The organism is Idiomarina sp. 017G, assembly GCF_004362265.1.
Taxonomy (GTDB): Bacteria; Pseudomonadota; Gammaproteobacteria; order Enterobacterales; family Alteromonadaceae; genus Idiomarina; species Idiomarina loihiensis.
In genome coordinates this window covers 64744-81228 of record NZ_SNWT01000011.1, presented here as the reverse complement: position 1 = coordinate 81228, position 16485 = coordinate 64744, and the positions used below count along the sequence as shown (strand labels likewise).

The 16485-nt window shown below is 47.0% G+C and carries 17 protein-coding genes; 1 reads left to right on the top strand and 16 read right to left on the bottom strand.

Annotation, left to right across the window (positions count from 1 at the left end; translation table 11 throughout):
- Positions 1-453: 453 nt before the first annotated feature.
- The 4 genes from pssA to rluD all read right to left on the bottom strand — a co-directional run bounded on the left by pssA (position 454) and on the right by rluD (position 5675).
- The gene (pssA, locus tag DEU30_RS12580) at positions 454-1281 is read right to left on the bottom strand and encodes a CDP-diacylglycerol--serine O-phosphatidyltransferase (protein WP_011234431.1); all 828 of its coding nucleotides are present in this window, start codon (positions 1279-1281) and stop codon (positions 454-456) included.
- An 88-nt stretch (positions 1282-1369) separates the two neighbouring features.
- Positions 1370-3943: an ATP-dependent chaperone ClpB gene (gene clpB, locus DEU30_RS12575; protein WP_114982344.1), complete on the bottom strand. Its 2574-nt coding sequence runs from the start codon at positions 3941-3943 to the stop codon at positions 1370-1372.
- 72 nt (positions 3944-4015) lie between these two features.
- On the bottom strand, positions 4016-4729 hold the full coding sequence (pgeF, locus tag DEU30_RS12570; RefSeq protein ID WP_114982345.1) for a peptidoglycan editing factor PgeF: 714 nt from the start codon (positions 4727-4729) through the stop codon (positions 4016-4018).
- A complete protein-coding gene (rluD, locus tag DEU30_RS12565; protein WP_011234434.1) occupies positions 4707-5675 on the bottom strand; it encodes a 23S rRNA pseudouridine(1911/1915/1917) synthase RluD in 969 nt (322 codons plus the stop codon). Before rluD ends, pgeF begins: the two co-directional genes overlap by 23 nt.
- A gap of 111 nt (positions 5676-5786) precedes the next feature.
- Here rluD and DEU30_RS12560 point away from each other — a divergent pair, with 111 nt between their 5' ends.
- Complete coding sequence (locus DEU30_RS12560; protein ID WP_114982346.1) at positions 5787-6557, top strand: outer membrane protein assembly factor BamD; 771 nt, start codon at positions 5787-5789, stop codon at positions 6555-6557.
- A gap of 26 nt (positions 6558-6583) precedes the next feature.
- On the opposite strand, the gene glnB is transcribed toward DEU30_RS12560, so the two are convergent.
- From glnB to fliJ, 12 genes are all read right to left on the bottom strand, one after another.
- Complete coding sequence (glnB, locus tag DEU30_RS12555) at positions 6584-6922, bottom strand: nitrogen regulatory protein P-II (RefSeq protein WP_011234436.1); 339 nt, start codon at positions 6920-6922, stop codon at positions 6584-6586.
- Between the two features lie 11 nt (positions 6923-6933).
- The gene (locus DEU30_RS12550; RefSeq protein ID WP_114982347.1) at positions 6934-8565 is read right to left on the bottom strand and encodes an NAD+ synthase; all 1632 of its coding nucleotides are present in this window, start codon (positions 8563-8565) and stop codon (positions 6934-6936) included.
- A 115-nt stretch (positions 8566-8680) separates the two neighbouring features.
- Entirely contained in the window at positions 8681-9808 is a 1128-nt protein-coding gene (gene flhB, locus DEU30_RS12545) for a flagellar biosynthesis protein FlhB (protein WP_011234438.1), read from the bottom strand.
- Positions 9809-9838: 30 nt separating this feature from the next.
- Positions 9839-10624, bottom strand: coding sequence for a flagellar biosynthetic protein FliR (gene fliR / locus DEU30_RS12540; protein WP_011234439.1), 786 nt, complete (start codon positions 10622-10624; stop codon positions 9839-9841).
- A complete protein-coding gene (fliQ, locus tag DEU30_RS12535; protein WP_011234440.1) occupies positions 10624-10893 on the bottom strand; it encodes a flagellar biosynthesis protein FliQ in 270 nt (89 codons plus the stop codon). The genes fliR and fliQ overlap by 1 nt, the downstream gene beginning before the upstream one ends.
- Positions 10894-10901: 8 nt before the next feature.
- Positions 10902-11648: a flagellar type III secretion system pore protein FliP gene (fliP, locus tag DEU30_RS12530; protein ID WP_011234441.1), complete on the bottom strand. Its 747-nt coding sequence runs from the start codon at positions 11646-11648 to the stop codon at positions 10902-10904.
- Positions 11645-11995, bottom strand: a complete 351-nt coding sequence (gene fliO / locus DEU30_RS12525) for a flagellar biosynthetic protein FliO (protein ID WP_227016386.1) — start codon at positions 11993-11995, stop codon at positions 11645-11647. The genes fliP and fliO overlap by 4 nt, the downstream gene beginning before the upstream one ends.
- Positions 11970-12425 (bottom strand): flagellar motor switch protein FliN, encoded by a 456-nt coding sequence (fliN, locus tag DEU30_RS12520; protein WP_011234443.1) that lies wholly within the window; start codon positions 12423-12425, stop codon positions 11970-11972. The genes fliO and fliN overlap by 26 nt, the downstream gene beginning before the upstream one ends.
- A 31-nt stretch (positions 12426-12456) precedes the next feature.
- Entirely contained in the window at positions 12457-13521 is a 1065-nt protein-coding gene (gene fliM, locus DEU30_RS12515) for a flagellar motor switch protein FliM (RefSeq protein WP_016341320.1), read from the bottom strand.
- A gap of 16 nt (positions 13522-13537) precedes the next feature.
- Positions 13538-14080: a flagellar basal body-associated protein FliL gene (fliL, locus tag DEU30_RS12510; protein WP_011234445.1), complete on the bottom strand. Its 543-nt coding sequence runs from the start codon at positions 14078-14080 to the stop codon at positions 13538-13540.
- Between the two features lie 68 nt (positions 14081-14148).
- Positions 14149-15915 carry a flagellar hook-length control protein FliK gene (locus DEU30_RS12505; protein WP_114982348.1) on the bottom strand — a complete coding sequence of 589 codons (1767 nt, stop codon included), beginning with the start codon at positions 15913-15915 and terminating at the stop codon, positions 14149-14151.
- Positions 15916-16039: 124 nt separating this feature from the next.
- Complete coding sequence (gene fliJ / locus DEU30_RS12500; RefSeq protein WP_114982349.1) at positions 16040-16483, bottom strand: flagellar export protein FliJ; 444 nt, start codon at positions 16481-16483, stop codon at positions 16040-16042.
- Positions 16484-16485 lie beyond the last annotated feature (2 nt).

Here is a 16485-nt window from a genome sequence, read left to right as displayed (position 1 = left end):
TGTGTTAGGCCTGCCGCCAGCGTTCAATCTGAGCCATGATCAAACTCTTCAATTAAAAGTAGTTCAATCAACTCAATGAATTACGCGTTTTTGCTTAGCTTCATTAATGAAACCTTGCTGAACACTCATTCAAAAGTTGCAATACAAATATTTCGTTTTGCTTAACTTCTGCAAGTGCCCACACAGTTTGCTTGGCTTGATATAATTGTTAAAGAGCGTTGCTTCTTTCGAAGCAGGGAGGCGTATTCTACACGTCCCTTTCGTTTCGTCAACCCATTTTTTTCAGCTTTTTCAGCCCGGTTAAAACAAAACGCCGTTGTCGGAATTTGTTGCAAATACACTTTGCAGATAACTCATGACAACGGCGGCGAATTATAGTGATCTCTCTGAGCCTTGCAAGATCTTTTTAGAACCTATTTGCTCGTTTGCTCAGAACTTCACCAATTTGCTAGTTTAATCTTCTTTCTCGGCTTTTTCTGCTTCTTTTTTAGTCTCTTTATTGTCATTAAAGTCGGCGTCATCTTCGTCATCGTCACCAACAACATGACCTAACTTCAATTTTTTTACATTCTTGATGGTTAATACCGGACCCGATAAGGCATACAAGAAGAATATTGAGAACAGCACTAAAGATGGTTGCGTCGCAACAATAACGAAAACCAAAACAATAACCAGAATAACGAGAAAAGAAACTTTGCCCTTCCAGTCTACGTCTTTAAAAGAGTGGTAGCGGAAATTCGTGACCATTAGCAGGCCAGCACAAATAGTAATAACGGCAGCAAAACCACCCATATCACTACCTTCGACACCGTACTCAGCGCCCACCCAGACTAAGCCTGCAACAATAGCTGCGGCGCTGGGTATTGCCAGACCCTGAAAGAAGTTTTTATCGGAGGAGCCGAGGTTAGTATTAAACCGCGCCAGCCGTAATGCACCACCAGCCACAAAAATAAAGGCTGCTAACCAACCTATTTTTCCGAGATCAGCCAAGGCATAGTTATACATGACCAAGGCCGGTGCCATACCAAAGGAGACGATATCGGCCATACTGTCGAATTCAGCCCCGAAGTCACTTTCGGTATTGGTCATTCTTGCAACCCGGCCGTCCAGCCCATCAAAAACCATTGCAATAAAAATTGCGACTGCCGCTTCAATAAAGCGATCGTTCATTGACGCGACTATGGCATAAAAGCCTGAAAACAAGCCTGCAGTCGTAAACAAGTTTGGCAGTAAATAGATACCGCGGCTCTTACCATTGGTATTTGAGCTGTCATTACTCATGTATAAAACACTCTTTAGTCACTAAATAGAAAGTAGTCAGGTTATCACATTAGGGCTTCGAACAGGAAATGCCCGAAGCCCTGTGTGGTTATTGCGTGATCACTAACCGCTCATTTTCAACACTTACTTTGATCGGTTTAGCAGGCTCAAGTTCCCCTGACAAGATTTTTTGCGCTAAAGGATTCTCCAACTCGTGTTGAATAGCACGTTTCAGAGGCCGCGCGCCAAATACCGGATCAAATCCCGTTCTTGCCAGATGAGATAAAGCCTTATCATCCAGTTCTAACTGATAGTCTTTGTCTTCCAGGCGCTTATAAAGGAGCTGCAACTGGAACTGCGCAATAGATCTAATTTCACTTTCCCCAAGAGGATGGAAAACAACGGTTTCGTCCACACGGTTAATGAACTCAGGACGGAAATGATGCGCCAGCACTTCCATAACCTCGGCCTTCATCTGCTCATAAGTATGCTCTTTGGCATGCTCCTGAATTAAATCAGAACCCAGGTTAGAGGTCATGATAATAACGGTATTTTTGAAATCGACCGTACGTCCCTGACCATCGGTTAAGCGGCCATCGTCCAATACCTGTAATAAGATATTAAAGACATCGGGGTGAGCCTTCTCTATTTCGTCCAACAAAATCACCGAATAAGGTTTACGCCGTACAGCTTCGGTTAAATAGCCACCTTCTTCATAGCCAACATAGCCAGGAGGCGCACCAACCAGACGAGCAACCGAATGCTTCTCCATGAACTCGGACATATCAATACGTACCATCGCATGGTCAGTATCAAACATGAAGTTCGCTAAAGCCTTAGATAATTCTGTTTTACCCACACCGGTTGGACCAAGGAATAAGAATGAACCAATAGGACGGTTTGGATCCCCAAGCCCCGCGCGTGAACGGCGAATGGCATTGGAAACCGCATCTACGGCTTCATTTTGACCCACTACCCGACTGTGGATTTGCTCTTCCATCTGCAACAGCTTTTCGCGCTCGCCTTCGAGCATTCTATTAACCGGAATCCCAGTCCAGCGTGACAATACGTCAGCAATTTCTTCTTCGGTAACACGGTTTTTGAGCAAACTCATATCCTGCATTTCGGCTTGCAAGGCTAAATCCAGTTGTCGCTCCAGTTCAGGAATCCGGCCATACTGAAGTTCTGACATCCGGTTTAAGTCACCGGCACGGCGGGCAATATCCATATCCGTGCGAGCCTGCTCTAGCTGCGCTTTAATATGTTGAGTACCTTGTACTGCCGCTTTTTCTGTATTCCAGACTTCTTCCAGTTCTTCATATTTACGTTCTTGCTCGTCTAGCTCGTCGTGCAGAATTTCCAAGCGTTTTTTGCTGGCATCATCTTTTTCTTTCTGCAACGCCTGACGTTCAAGTTTTAACTGAATAATTCGACGCTCCAGACGATCAAGATCCTCCGGCTTAGAGTCAATTTGCATACGAATACTTGATGCCGCCTCGTCAATTAAGTCGATGGCCTTATCCGGCAGTTTGCGATCACTGATATAACGATGCGATAAAGACGCCGCCGCAACAATCGCCGGATCGGTAATTTCCACCGAATGGTGCAGTTCGTAGCGCTCTTTCAAACCACGCAAAATAGCAATGGTGTCTTCCACGTTTGGCTCTTCCACCAGAACTTTCTGGAAGCGTCGTTCCAGCGCCGCATCTTTTTCAATATACTGACGATATTCATCCAATGTAGTAGCGCCGACACAGTGCAGCTCGCCGCGAGCCAGGGCTGGCTTCAACATGTTGCCGGCATCCATCGCACCGTCCGCTTTACCAGCACCGACCATGGTGTGCATTTCGTCAATAAACAAAATGATGCGACCTTCTTCTTTAGAAAGCTCAGTCAATACAGCTTTGAGTCGTTCTTCAAACTCGCCGCGGAATTTCGCTCCCGCTAATAAAGCCCCTAAATCCAGAGACAATACTCGTTTATGCTTTAAACCCTCAGGCACTTCGCCGTTAACAATACGCTGAGCTAACCCTTCAACAATGGCGGTTTTACCGACACCGGGGTCACCAATAAGTACCGGGTTGTTTTTAGTACGGCGCTGCAATACCTGAATAGTCCGGCGAATTTCTTCATCACGGCCAATAACAGGATCAAGCTTGCCCTGCTCCGCACGTTCAGTTAAATCAATGGTGTACTTGTCCAGCGCCTGACGTTTGTCTTCGGCATTAGGGTCATCCACTTTTTCGCCATCACGAATGTCGTTAATGGCTTTTTCCAACGCATCACGTTTTATGCCCTGCTGACGGAAAATATCGCCCAGCTTGCCTTTGTCTTCTGCCGCAGCCAGCAAAAACAGTTCAGACGAGATATAAGAATCATTTCTTATTTGCGCGTATTTATCGCACAGGTTTAAAAGTTGAGCTGTGTTCTGCGATAACTGAACGTCACCGCCGGTGCCCTCAACCTGAGGTAAGGCATCCAGGGCTTTCGACAAGTTCGCTCTGAACTGGGGAATGTCCACACCCAGCATGGTAAATAAAGGGCGCACTGAGCCACCGTTTTGATCCAACAGTGCCTGCATTAAATGGACGGGTTCTATGAATTGATGGTCACGTCCCAGAGCAATTGACTGAGCATCGGCAATTGCCATCTGAAACTTACTGGTAAATTTATCGTGTCGCATTGGTACTTCCTCACTTAATTCTTTCGTTAAGTTAAATGTGGGTACTTTTTGCGCATTTTCAAGTGACTAAAATTAATTTCGCCAAATAATTGACGCAAATCTAGCTGCAGCTTTCTCCTTGCGCCACGAGTACCAGCTTCGGTTATTACGAACAGTACATTCGCTGCTTTTGGTTATATCCTCAACGCCCGCGCGCAAACACTCGTCCGCTGCAATTGAGGCTAAATCGGCTAACCATTTACCGGAGTGAGAAATAAAATATTCCGCATTAGATGAATGCCGTGCAACGAACACATCTCTTACGTCATCACCTACTTCAAAAGCCGAAGCGCCGATAGACGGTCCTATCCAAATGCGAATGTTAGCCGCAGGGCTTTTAAAGCTTGCCAGAGCATTTTGTAATACCCCGCTGGCTAAACCTCGCCAACCTGCGTGCACTGCTGCAATTTCCTTTCCGTCGTCCGAACAGCAAAGAATAGGCAAACAGTCTGCGGTTAAAACCGCACAGACACTCTGGGGATCGTCGCTATAGACAGCATCCGCAACAGCAGACTTAAAAGGCCAACTCAAAACCTTATTGGTATGTTGTTGCTGCAGCCAGGTAACCGCGGTTGGTAATTTGAGTGAGCGCTGCAATTGTCGGCGACGCAGAAGAACCGCAGCGGGGTCATCTCCGACATGCGCGGCCAGGTTCCCAAAAGCTCTGGTGGTCACTGCCGCGTGAACATTCGACGGCAGCTCCCAGTCAGGAACTATAATGCCGTCATGCTGACTTGAAACGTTCATGATCAACGCGCAGTTCTTCAATTAAATATTGAAAATCGGTTGGCCGTGGAACATTAAACTCCAGCCAGTCGCCGGTAATTGGATGATGTAAGCCCAACGATGCCGCATGCAGCGCCTGGCGGTTAAACCCTCGCAACGTCTGCAATAAACGATCTTCAGCCTGTTTGGGCGGACGCGGTCGGCCGCCGTAGGTCAAGTCACCGACTAAGGGGTGGCGAATATGCGCCATATGCACGCGAATCTGGTGAGTTCGGCCGGACTCTAAACGCAGACGAAGTAATGTATGCGCACGGTAGCGATCTAACACACGATAATGCGTGACTGCCGGTTTCCCCGACTGCACCACCGCCATATGCGTACGTTTTGTCGGATGACGACCGATAGGTTGGTCAACCATGCCGCCGGCTGTCATCACACCATTACACACTGCTTCATATTCGCGAGTAATATCGCGATCCTGCATCATTGAGACTAGCTGCGTCTGTGCGGGCACATTACGCGCAACAACCATCAGTCCTGTTGTGTCTTTATCTAAACGGTGAATAATACCAGCCCGCGGCACTAAATCGAGCTGCGGATCGTAATGCAACAAACCGTTCAGCAAGGTTCTGTCAGGCGCTCCTGCTCCGGGATGGACAACTAAGCCCGCAGGCTTATTAATAACCAGAATATCGTCATCTTCATAAACAATATCCAGTTCCACCGGCTGTGCTGCGTGCCGCTCTTCCCCTTCAATTTCTGCGTCCACTGCAACTAAAGCACCGGCGACCACTTTTTCTCGCGGTTTTTCGATGACTTTTGTATCAATGGTCACTTTTCCATCAGTTATCCAGCTTTTTAAGCGAGACCTTGAGTAGTCAGGGAACAACTCTGCAAGTGCCTGGTCTAATCTTTTTCCAGCCAGAGACTCGGTAACAATGGCTTCTAATTCAATGCTTTTGTTCATATATTGGGTTTCGACTGTCAAAGCCTTTACGGCTGCGTTAGAATGCAAGAATATGCTAGTGTAACGGTTTGCCGGTGCAGCGCCAAAAAAATAAAGGGAATCCTTCATAATATGTTAAGTAATAAGTTAAGCCGAAGCCTCGTTTTATCATCGGTTCTGGGATTAATGTTAGCGGGTTGTTCAAGCCAGTCGGAAGAAGAACAAGTTGCAAAAACACAAGTCGAAGCCATGTATGAGCAGGCTCAGGAGAGTATGGCTAATGGTAATTTGAATTTGGCGCAGGAACAATTGTCCAGCCTGAACAAGCGTTACCCTTTTGGCCCTTTTGCTCATCAAATTCAGCTAGACCTTATTTATCTGCATTACAAACTCGATAATACAGACGAAGCCTTAGCCGCAATCGATCGCTTCATCAGCCTGAACCCAAATCATAAAGATGTCGATTACGCACTCTATATGCGCGGGTTGGTTAATCAGCGTGCTGAGCACAATGCCATACATAATCTGGCTGGCGTTGACCGCTCTGACCGTGACTCGTCTATGGCCCAGGCGGCATTTAAAGATTTTGCTGAGTTAGTTCGCAAGTATCCGAAAAGCGAATATGCAGCAGATGCGAAAAAGCGTTTAATTGCATTGAAAAGTCGTTTGGCTAAAAAAGAACTGGCTATCGCTCAATATTATATGGAGCGTCAGGCTTACTTAGCCGCAGCTAACCGTGGTCGGTATGTATTAGAGCATTTTTCAGACACACCGGAAGTCGAAAATGCCTTAGCTATAATGGTAGAAAGTTATGATCAACTGGAACTGCCTGAACTACGTGAAGACGCGATGAAGGTGCTGAGAGCAAACTTTCCTGAGAATCAGTTAGTCTCAGCCCGCTAGGTTATTACAAAGAATGACGCGGTAGCTTATACCGCGTCTTCGTTTTCCTCTCCGGTACGAATACGAATAACACGTTCAATCTCAGTGATAAAAATTTTCCCATCACCAATTTTTCCGGTTTGAGCGGTTTCCATAATGGCTTCAATACAACGCTCAACTTCACTATCCGCAACCACAACTTCCAGTTTTACTTTTGGTAGAAAATCGACCATGTACTCCGCGCCACGATAAAGTTCGGTATGGCCTTTCTGACGACCAAAGCCTTTTACCTCTGACACAGTCATACCGGCAATGCCGACTTCAGACAGCGCTTCGCGCACGTCGTCCAACTTAAACGGCTTAATAATGGCTTCAACTTTTTTCATCAGTATTTATCCTATTGACCTTGTCGCTGTAATTCATGGCGATAGTGACTGGTAATAGGGTAACGACGATCTTTACCAAAGTTACGAGGTGTCACTTTAGGCCCAACTGCAGATTGGCGACGCTTGTATTCATTTAGATCAACCAGGCGAACCACCCGGCGCACGTCTTCCTCTACAAATCCGGCCGCGATAATATCGGTTACCGACCAGTCTCTCTCTACATACAATGCCAGAATGCGATCTAAATCGCTATAGTCTGGTAGCGAATCAGAATCCACTTGATCGGGTGCGAGTTCAGCAGAAGGCGGTCTGTCTATAACCCTTTGAGGTATGCAGGCACCCCGAGTATTACGAAACTCGGCCAATTGATAAACCAGCAACTTAGGAATGTCTTTAATAGGCGCAAAACCGCCACACATATCACCATATAAGGTTGCATAACCCACCGCCATTTCACTTTTGTTGCCAGTAGCCAACACCAGCGAACCGGTTTTATTGGATAAAGCCATAAGTAATACACCGCGACAGCGGGACTGCAGGTTTTCTTCGGTGGTATCGGTTTCGGTCTCTCCGAATAACGGTCCCAACTGAGTCATAAACTCATTAAACATGGGCTCAATTGGCACAACGTCGTAGCGAACACCTAAGGTATCAGCTTGCTTCTCTGCATCTTCCAGACTCATATCTGAAGTATAACGAAACGGCATCATAACAGCATGAACCTTATCGGCTCCCAGAGCGTCGCTTGCTATCGCCAAAGTTAATGCGGAATCGATTCCACCTGACAAGCCTAATGCCACACCAGAAAAACCATTCTTGGTCACATAGTCACGCACCGCCAACACCAGAGCGTCGTATACATGAGCCAAGTCGTTTTGTTCAGCCTTAGGCTCAAAACCGACACAACGGATACCTTTGTCTTCGTAAGTTACGCTTGCCGTGGTCATTTCACAGTGCGGTAGTTCGGCAACCAGCTCACCTTCTGCATCTAAAACCAGTGAATGGCCATCAAACACCAGCTCATCCTGCGCACCACAATTATTCAAATACAAAATGGGTTTACCGGCTTCTGCCACACGCTGTTTCAACACACCTAAGCGCTGTTCGTGTTTGTTTAACTCGTACGGAGAAGCATTAATTGAAAGCACCAGATCAATGTCATCATCCAATAATTGTTGTAAGGGTTGCGGATGCCACAAGTCTTCACAAATTTGTAAGCCAATGCGCACGCCCTGCCATTCAAACACCTGACTCTGATGGCCCGGAATAAAGTAACGTTGTTCATCAAAAACACCGTAATTGGGCAGGCGCTGTTTAAAGTAGCGGTGCAGGCATTCGCCCCGGTGTAGCACGGACATAGCGTTGAACAACTCTCCGCCAACGGCCTGCGGATGGCCGACAATAACCACACAATCTGAAGCCGCTGCGCTGATTTGTTCTACCGCATTATCCACTGCCTGATGTAGGTCATCGCGGAATAATAAGTCTTCCGGCGGATAACCGGTAATAGCCAGCTCAGGGAACACAATAATGTCGTGTTGCTCGCCCTGCTCACGCAGCGTTTTTAAAATTAGGGCGGTGTTGTTGTGAATGGCACCAACTGTAAAGTCCAGCTGTGCCAGGCACAAAGAAAGTTTAGCCATAACTGCTTAGTCCAAATTTGCCACTGCCGATATCGGCACGAATGGTGGCGAATGATATAGCAGCCCGTCTTAACGCGCAAATTATGCAAGTCGAATGACGTTGTAATCAGGCTGGTTAGTAACGTAAATCGTCCGGAATATCTTTATCCATAGGTGGTTTTTTCGGACGTTTAGCCTGCCCTTTCTTAAACATTCGTAATTGATATACGTACGCAAGAATCTGTGCCACGGCCACGAACAGCCCTTTCGGAATTTCTTTTTCCAGCTCGGTGGTATGGTAAATTGAGCGGGCAAGCCCCGGCGAAGCAACCAGCGGAATTTCATATTCCAGAGCAATTTCACGAATTTTTGCAGCAGTTTCATCGGTTCCTTTTGCAAGAAGAACCGGAGCCTGTACGCCGCCGTCGTCATATTTTAAAGCGACAGCATAGTGGGTAGGGTTAGTTACAACAACGTCGGCCTTAGGCACTTCCTGCATCATTCGGCGATTTGCCATTTCCATTTGTAAGCGACGAATACGCCCTTTAACTTCCGGACTCCCTTCCGTGTCTTTGTGTTCGTCTTTGACTTCCTGCTTACTCATTTTTAAGTCTTTATTGTGTTTCCATACCTGGAAGGGAGCATCAATAACGACAATAAGAAATATCGACAAACACAACAACAGGAACATCCATAGTAAGGTGTCCAGCGCGTTTTCAATCATGGTCGGCATCTGCCCCATAGACATTTGCAGAATGTCGACAAATTTCCACTTAAGCAGAAAGTATGCAGAAACGGCTACCACCATAAACTTAGCTATGGCTTTTATCAGCTCCACCAATGCCTGAACACCAAACATCCGTTTAAATCCATTAAGCGGATTCATCCGGTTAAATTTAGGTGCCATTGCCTGAGCGGAAAAGTTAATGCCACCCAACCAGCTGTTCCCCAGAAAGGTAAACACCACAATAAAGGCAAAAATGGTCAGTATTGGCCAGAGAATTTCACCAAAGGCAATGGCAAAGGCTTCATACATTTTGCTGGTGTCAAACGCGTGCTGTCGGTCAAGCGTAAACATAATTTCAAAAACGTTACGCACGCCCTGGTACAAAGCACCACCGAACCAGAAAAACGAAACTGCGGCACTCACCAATACAAAGCCGGTTCCCATTTCTTTGGAGCGAGCAATTTGGCCTTTGTCGCGGGCCTGCTGTTTTCGTCGCTCCGTGGGGTCTTCTGTACGTTCCTGATCAGTCTCAGCCATGCTTACTGCCCTTTGTCAGAGAAAGTCGATTTAAGCACATTGACTACCCAATATCTCGCACATGGTTTGTACAACCCGCGCCCATTGGTTTTCGAAGTGAAAAATAAAGCCGCCCATGGTTAGCCACACAACCACTAATCCACTGACCATAGTAATAGGAAAACCAATAGCAAAAATGTTCAGCTGTGGAGCCGCCCGGGTCATAACCCCAAAGCTTAAGTTAATTAGCAGCAACGCAATGACCCCCGAAAGCATCGCCGTTAAGGCCGCCGAGAACATGTAAACGCCCCACTCCGCAACCGCAAATAAAGCGTCGGCATCCAACCCGGTCATACCCACAGGTATTGCGTCAAAACTGGCAACAACCATATGAATCATTAATAAATGCCCGTCGAACGCGAGAAAAACCAGACTGGCTAACATTAAAAAGAACTGTGCAATAACCGGCACTTGCTGGCCGTTGGTGGGGTCAACCATAGAGGCGAAACCCAAACCAATTTGCATGGCAATAATTTGGCCACCCAGAACAAATGTTTGCAGGAACAAAATGGAAAGCAACCCTAAGGCAACCCCAATAACGACTTGCTGTGCTGTAACTAAGAAACCGCCTACCGACATCATTTCAACGCCCGCATTAATTTCCGGCAAAGCAGGTGAAACGGCCATAATAATGGCAAGAGATAAAAAGATTTTGACGCGGGAGTTCACTATGGTGCCGGAAAACAGTGCCATACTCATGATCATTGATGACACCCGTGTTAGCGGCCACAGGTGTTGTTCCAACCACTCGAGCAGAACAGAAGTCACCAGATCCATTAGCCGACCACTTCAGGTATCCGGTTAAACATCTCGATAGTGAAGTCCATTACGGTTTCAGTCAGGAAGTGTCCACCAAGACCAATAACGGCAAGAGTGACAAGTAGGCGGGGCAGAAAGCTTAAGGTTTGCTCGTTGATAGAGGTAGCTGCCTGGAAAACCGCAACGACCAGACCCACTAAAAGTCCGGGAATAATTATAAAAGCCACCATAATCACTATGGTTTTCAAAGCTTCCTGAAAAATGTCGAGAAACATTTCCGGTGACATATTGCCTCCTAAACCCCGAAACTTCCGGCCAGGGTACTCATGGTTAAACTCCAGCCATCAACCAGCACGAACAACATGAGTTTAAACGGCAGCGATACGATCATGGGCGACAGCATCATCATACCCATGGCCATGAGAACGCTGGCGACCACCAAATCAATAATCAAAAACGGAATAAACAGCATGAAGCCTATTTGAAAGGCGGTTTTTAGCTCGGAAGTTATAAAGGACGGAATAAGCACCGACATAGGCACGTCCTCCGGCTCTTGCACGCCCTCGGTTCCTGATATTTCGACAAAGGTTTCTAAATCGGTTAAGCGTGTTTGCGCCAGCATAAAGGCTTTTATCGGCGCTTTTGCTCTGTCGACCGCCTCCATCGACTGTATCTCTTCATTTAAGTAGGGTTGTAACGCTTTGTCATTTATTTCGTTTAAAACCGGCGTCATGATGAAAAAGCTTAAAAACAGCGCAATACCCAGTAGCACCTGATTAGAAGGCGACTGTTGCAGACCGATGGCCTGACGCAGAATAGCTAAAACGATAATAATTCGGGTAAATGAGGTCATCATAATGACCATAGCGGGAATGAAGGTCAGCGCCGTCATTATCGCCAAAATTTGCAGCGTTACAGAGTACTCTTCACTACCATCGGGGTTTGTTTTTACCGTAACCGCAGTAAGATCCTGCCAGGCGAAAGCCTGCTCAGGCAGCAAACACAACACGGCTAAAATACAAAGCAGCAACCAGCGGTTCATTGTTCTTGTTTTCCTTCCAGGTTGATATCGCCTGGCAACTCTTTCAGGCATTCTATGCGTTGCTGAGTGACACCAAGTAACAATTTCTGCCCCCCAACATCCACAATGACCAGCCGTTCTTTGGGCCCTAAAGACACGCTACTCAGTACTTTCAGACCAGATGCGCCCTGAAACTTGAGGTTAAAGCGTTTTAACAGCGAGGCTAAAACCACAATCACCGCTAAAACGGCAAAAAGCGCCAAAACCATGGCGCCTATGTCATTGCCTGAAATAATGCCAGCTTTCTCTTCCGCCTTGGCAGCAGAGGGCAACAGCACCAAGCTAGCGAAGCTTACGAATACGTTCAATCTGACTAATAACATCGGTTAAGCGTATCCCGAATTTATCATTAACAACAACCACCTCGCCATGCGCAATCAAGGTGCCGTTAACCAGTACATCCAGTGGTTCACCGGCAACACGTTCCAGTTCCACCACAGAGCCCTGGTTCAATTGCAGCAAATTACGAATGCTAATTTGGCTACGACCCACTTCCATAGAAATGGTAACAGGAATATCGAGAATGGCGTCGAGCTTGCGCTTTTCTTCCTCGGTTACCGGCTTATCTTCACTCAGTTCTTCGAGTTCAGCGGTCTGCACGTTATCCATACCAGAATGACTGGACGACTTTCCTGCGCCTTCACCGGCTCCTGATTCGCCACTTTCTTCATCTTCAGCAGCTTCCTGTTCAGCCATTGCTGCTTCCCAGTCATCCATATCTTTATCATCGTTACTCATGTTGCAACCTCACTTTCTCAAGCAGCAATTATTATAAATCAATATCTTCTTCTAACTGTTGTAACTCGGCATCACCACCAATTCGGCGGCCTCCACGAGTCAACATATGAATATCCGACTTAACGGTTTCAGGGCGTTTAATCTTCTCTGAAATTTTCAAAGCGACATTGTCTCTTGAACGCCCCATTTTCGCATGGAAAGTCGGTAAATCTTCAATTAGTACGGTTAAGTCGTCTGGCAACTCAAGCGGAATAACATCGCCTTCGCGCAAATCCATCACCTCACGTAACGACATTTCGGTTTGCGCCAGTTTGGCAATCATTTCCACCGGAACATCCATAATCTCGTCACGTAACGCTTTACTCCAGCGCATGTCGGTATCTTCTTTATCCGACTGCACACCGGCATCCAACAGCTCGCGAATGGGCTCCAGCATGGAGTAAGGCAAAGCAATGTGGAAGTCTCCACCACCACCGTCTAACTCAATATGAAACGAACTAATGACGATAACTTCGGTTGGGCTAACAATGTTCGCCATGGCCGGGTTAACTTCCGAGTCTAAATACTCAAAGCCCACGTCCATGACAGGAGCCCAGGCTTCTTTGTAATCTTCAAATACCAGCTTCAGCAACATTTGAATGATGCGGCGCTCAGTCGGCGTAAATTCACGGCCTTCAATTTTTGCATGATAGCGACCATCGCCACCGAAAAAGTTATCGACCAGAATAAAGACTAAACGTGCCTCCATAGTGATTAGTGCCGTTCCTTTAAGCGGGCGGAAACGCACCATGTTTAAACTGGTCGGTACGAACAAAGTATGTACATACTCACCAAATTTAATCATCTGGACACCGTTAATCGACACTTCTGCGGTGCGGCGCATCATGTTGAATAAGCTAACCCGCATATGACGGGCAAAACGCTCATTAACAATTTCCAGCGTTGGCATACGCCCACGAACAATTCTATCTTGCGACGAAAAGTCATAGTCGAGCGCATCCGCAGAGGCGGATTCTTTCTCTGTGTCCTCTTCTTCAACGTCATCAACACCATGTAAAAGCGCGTCAATTTCGTCTTGAGATAGTAAGTCACTCACAGCCATAATAGCTCACTTATTGCATTACCAAGCTGGTAAATAAAACCTGTTCAACAACCGGTTTCCCGGTTACTTCTTCAAGCGCAGAACGAACTTCAGTCAAAGCCAGTTCACGTAATTGACCTTTACCCTCGGCTGTTTTTAACCTGTCAGCCGTGGTTGAGGAAAACACCTCATGCAGCGTGCCTTCAATTAACGGAATATGCTTTTTCGCCAGTTCTTCACTCTCTTCGCCGCGCACCATTAACTGCGCTTTAATTTGTACTGTTCGCTCACGTGAGTCACCCGGGACAATGAAAACGAAAGGCCGGGGCATACCAACATAAAGTGCATTGCCAATTTCCGGGCGTGGCGATGATGACGGTGCCGCTGCGCTGCTCATACCATTTTCGGCAGCAGCTGATTCACCCTCAGACGAGCCACCGAATAGCCACAACACCAGGACTACGGTAATAATTAAAACAATACCGATACCACCGAAGATAATCAGTTTTTTCTTCTTACCACCGGTCTGCTCTTCAGTTTGTTCCGTATCGTTGTTGTCTTTATCTTCTGCCATGCTCAATTTCCTGTATTACCGCCCACCGACAGTTACTATAGCTTGATAGCCGCTTTAGATATACCGTTTCAGACATAGAAATCGACTTGTCCGTCAGCAAGCACCCGGCCTTCTTCTAAAGTTATTTCGCCCTCAACAGCCCAGTCTTCCGCATCATGAGATCCTCCGGCTTGCCCGCCAGCGGTGCGCCCGCCTTCTTTGCTTTGCTCTCCAACCTGGGTATCAGCTAAATTGATGCCTTGCTGTTCCAGCATTTCGCGTAATCGCGGCATGGTCGTCTCTAACGCATCTCGAGCCTGTTGTGTCTGGGCCTGAAACTGCACTGACGCCTGCTCACCGCTCATGTTAACTCGAATGTGAACACTACCAAGTTCCGGCGGATCCAGACGAATATCCGCACGCTGGATATTCCTGCTCATCATAATATTGATGCGTTCCTGCAATTTTTGCGACGCTTCCGTTTGCTGCAAGTCTAATGGACGTTGCAATGCCTGCAAAGTATTAGCCTGACTGGATTCATTCGCAGCTACAGTTCCCTGCGCGGTTGACACCATTTGCCCCTGAATTGCCCGGGCCGCACTGGCGTCAACTAAAGCGTCGGTGTTATTCCGAAAGACTTGTCCCTGCTGACCCGCATCGGCTACCTTTGTTTCTGCTTCAACAGCTGTATTCACAGAAGCAGCTTTAGTCGTTTGCTTGCCGTCATCGCTTTTAGCACCAATATCGCCAGAACCAGCTTTTTCTTTACCGGCTTTAACGTCTGTTGCTGTAATAACCGACTCTGACGCCTTACCCTCTACCGACTTTTCACTCAGTCCTGTACGGCCTTTTAATAATTGCCTTACTTCAGCCAATAACTGCTCAGCTTTAGCCGACTGTTCCTGAGTCAAAGCCTGAGGTTTATCTGCGCCGCCATTTTGGCTGGCTAAAATTTTGCGTAACTCGGCAGTAAACTGCTGCAGTTTCTTTTGCTCCGCTAAACTCAACTCACTACTTTCGCCTTTCGCTTGTTGTGCGGAAACCTGCTGCTCCAGTTGCTTAAGCAAATTTGTTAATTCTTCAGCACTTTGCGGCTTGCCTGAATTTTTGTCCGGAGATGCAGACAATTGAGCCAGCACACGCTCTGCAGCCTCATTCAAAGCCTGAGTTAACGCTTTTTCATTACCTACTAATAACTTATCAGCATCGGCTTTGGGTAAAAGGGGTTCAAGCAAGTTAACAATGAATTTCCCGGCATCCTCAACCGCACTTTCAGCACCTTCACCCTGTTCTGCCGCCTGTATCAGTTGTTGAAGCTTTGCCTGTAATGCCTGTTTATCACTATCGGTCATGCCGGCCAGCAGCTCATCGGCAAACTTCTGCCGCTCGGCATCCGTCATAACAGCGTCACCCTCTCCTTCACCCGCAGAATCCAGCTTAGCCATTAAAGCTTCCAGCATTTCAGCCAGTTGCTCATCTGTCATTTTTAGTTCGCCATCGCCCGCAGCAAGATCTATCTCGTCACTCACCGCAGTTTCGCCTTCAGAGCTAACCTCAGCACTTTCCTGCTTCATTTGCTGCAACAGTTCCCATAAATTTCGGGTTACCGGCTCACCGGCATTTTTGCGCTCAACGTCTTTGCCTTCAACCTCACCTTCACCGTCGTTACCGGCTTTCTGGTAGGCTTCAATTTTAGCGGCCAGTTGTTGCAGCTCTTTATCGCCACTATTTTGCTTTAGCATCAGCCGCGAGAACTCACCGCTATCGCCATCGGCGCTCTTCAATGATAGGTCGTTACCTTTACCAACACGTGCAAAGTTGTCGGCAGATTCGGTTAGATTAAGCAGCTGTTGCATAGTTTTAGTCCTGAATTAAGTGCTTATTGACGCCTTGCTTAATAATACTCCGCAATGCGCTTGCGCTATTTTCAATAGCTGAGCAAACAATATCTAGCAAGTATCTAAGCAAATTTCGTTCCAACTATTTTCTGGCGCGAATAAAACGCTGACTGCTAAAATCGTCCAGATTATTTTGTTCTTTTCTGGCTTCGGCTACTTGCTCACGCTTGCGCTTTTCTTTTATTAAAAAATCTATCGACTCGCGCTTGCGACGCTGCGCCAGCCAACGATCTTTGCGCTGTTGTAACACTTGCTGCAACTTAATAATATCGTGATGCAACTGTTCAACACCTTCATCTAACTTACCGACAAATGCGTGATACTGCCCTACCTGAATTGAGGCAATCCCGCTTTGCCCGCGATGCTGCAACTGATTTAAGTAGTCGAGTCGATATTTTGACATACCGTCCAGGCGCATCTGTTGCTCCTGAACCTGTTGCTGCACCTGAGAGAAATCCTGAGCGGCTTTATCTTCGCGCCTCTGTTCCAGCTCCAGCAACATTTCCAATTGTGCCAACTCAGCCATAA